A 2,500-nucleotide genomic window follows, 5' to 3' on the forward strand; every position below is an offset into this window, starting at 1 on the left:
AACACAGTGGACGCGAGCAACTGAGGACAAGCCCTCGGCCTATTAGTACCAGTCAGCTCCACCCGTTACCGGGCTTCCACATCTGGCCTATCAACCCAGTCGTCTACTGGGAGCCTTAACCCCTCAAAGGGGGTGGGAATACTCATCTCGAAGCAGGCTTCCCGCTTAGATGCTTTCAGCGGTTATCCTTTCCGAACGTAGCCAACCAGCCATGCCCTTGGCAGGACAACTGGCACACCAGAGGTTCGTCCGTCCCGGTCCTCTCGTACTAGGGACAGCCCTTCTCAATATTCCTACGCGCACAGAGGATAGGGACCGAACTGTCTCACGACGTTCTAAACCCAGCTCGCGTACCGCTTTAATGGGCGAACAGCCCAACCCTTGGGACCGACTCCAGCCCCAGGATGCGACGAGCCGACATCGAGGTGCCAAACCATCCCGTCGATATGGACTCTTGGGGAAGATCAGCCTGTTATCCCCGGGGTACCTTTTATCCGTTGAGCGACAGCGCTTCCACAAGCCACTGCCGGATCACTAGTCCCGACTTTCGTCCCTGCTCGACCCGTCGGTCTCACAGTCAAGCTCCCTTGTGCACTTACACTCAACACCTGATTGCCAACCAGGCTGAGGGAACCTTTGGGCGCCTCCGTTACTCTTTAGGAGGCAACCGCCCCAGTTAAACTACCCATCAGACACTGTCCCTGATCCGGATCACGGACCGAGGTTAGACATCCAGCACGACCAGAGTGGTATTTCAACGACGACTCCACAATCACTGGCGTGACCGCTTCAAAGTCTCCCACCTATCCTACACAAGCCGAACCGAACACCAATATCAAACTATAGTAAAGGTCCCGGGGTCTTTCCGTCCTTCTGCGCGAAACGAGCATCTTTACTCGTAGTGCAATTTCACCGGGCCTATGGTTGAGACAGTCGAGAAGTCGTTACGCCATTCGTGCAGGTCGGAACTTACCCGACAAGGAATTTCGCTACCTTAGGATGGTTATAGTTACCACCGCCGTTTACTGGCGCTTAAGTTCTCAGCTTCGCCACACCGAAATGTGACTAACCGGTCCCCTTAACGTTCCAGCACCGGGCAGGCGTCAGTCCGTATACATCGCCTTACGGCTTCGCACGGACCTGTGTTTTTAGTAAACAGTCGCTTCTCGCTGGTCTCTGCGGCCACCCCCAGCTCACCGAGTAAATCGGATCACCAAGAATGGCCCCCCTTCTCCCGAAGTTACGGGGGCATTTTGCCGAGTTCCTTAACCATAGTTCACCCGAACGCCTCGGTATTCTCTACCTGACCACCTGAGTCGGTTTAGGGTACGGGCCGCCATGAAACTCGCTAGAGGCTTTTCTCGACAGCATAGGATCATCCACTTCACCACAATCGGCTCGGCATCAGGTCTCAGACTATGTGTTACGCGGATTTGCCTACGTAACGTCCTACACCCTTACCCCGGGACAACCACCGCCCGGGCTGGACTACCTTCCTGCGTCACCCCATCGCTTACCTAGTACAGATCTGGTCCGACGGCTCCACCACTCCCCTTCACCCGAAGGATCCAGGACGGCTTCACGGCCTTAGCATCGTCTGATTCAGTATTGGGCGTTTCAAAGCGGGTACCGGAATATCAACCGGTTGTCCATCGACTACGCCTGTCGGCCTCGCCTTAGGTCCCGACTTACCCTGGGCAGATCAGCTTGACCCAGGAACCCTTAGTCAATCGGCGCACACGTTTCTCACGTGTGTATCGCTACTCATGCCTGCATTCTCACTCGTGAACCGTCCACAACTCGCTTCCGCGGCTGCTTCACCCGGCACACGACGCTCCCCTACCCATCCCAGCCCCCGTTGGGGGTATGTGCTGGAATGACACGACTTCGGCGGTACGCTTGAGCCCCGCTACATTGTCGGCGCGGAATCACTTGACCAGTGAGCTATTACGCACTCTTTCAAGGGTGGCTGCTTCTAAGCCAACCTCCTGGTTGTCTCTGCGACTCCACATCCTTTTCCACTTAGCGTACGCTTAGGGGCCTTAGTCGATGCTCTGGGCTGTTTCCCTCTCGACCATGGAGCTTATCCCCCACAGTCTCACTGCCGCGCTCTCACTTACCGGCATTCGGAGTTTGGCTAAGGTCAGTAACCCGGTAGGGCCCATCGCCTATCCAGTGCTCTACCTCCGGCAAGAAACACACGACGCTGCACCTAAATGCATTTCGGGGAGAACCAGCTATCACGGAGTTTGATTGGCCTTTCACCCCTAACCACAGGTCATCCCCCAGGTTTTCAACCCTGGTGGGTTCGGTCCTCCACGACCTCTTACAGCCGCTTCAACCTGCCCATGGCTAGATCACTCCGCTTCGGGTCTAGAGCGTGCAACTCAAACGCCCTATTAGGACTCGCTTTCGCTACGGCTTCCCCACACGGGTTAACCTCGCTACACACCGCTAACTCGCAGGCTCATTCTTCAAAAGGCACGCAGTCACGACTAAC

The 2,500-nt window shown here is 56.0% G+C and carries 1 rRNA gene (cut by a window edge); it reads right to left on the reverse strand.

The features are described from left to right. Positions 1-22: 22 nt before the first annotated feature. Positions 23-2,500, reverse strand: a 23S ribosomal RNA gene (locus NBY69_RS37035) (it continues 647 nt past the right edge of the window).

Origin of the sequence: Streptomyces sp. A 4/2, from assembly GCF_940670765.1 — a bacterium.
Taxonomy (GTDB): Bacteria; Actinomycetota; Actinomycetes; order Streptomycetales; family Streptomycetaceae; genus Streptomyces.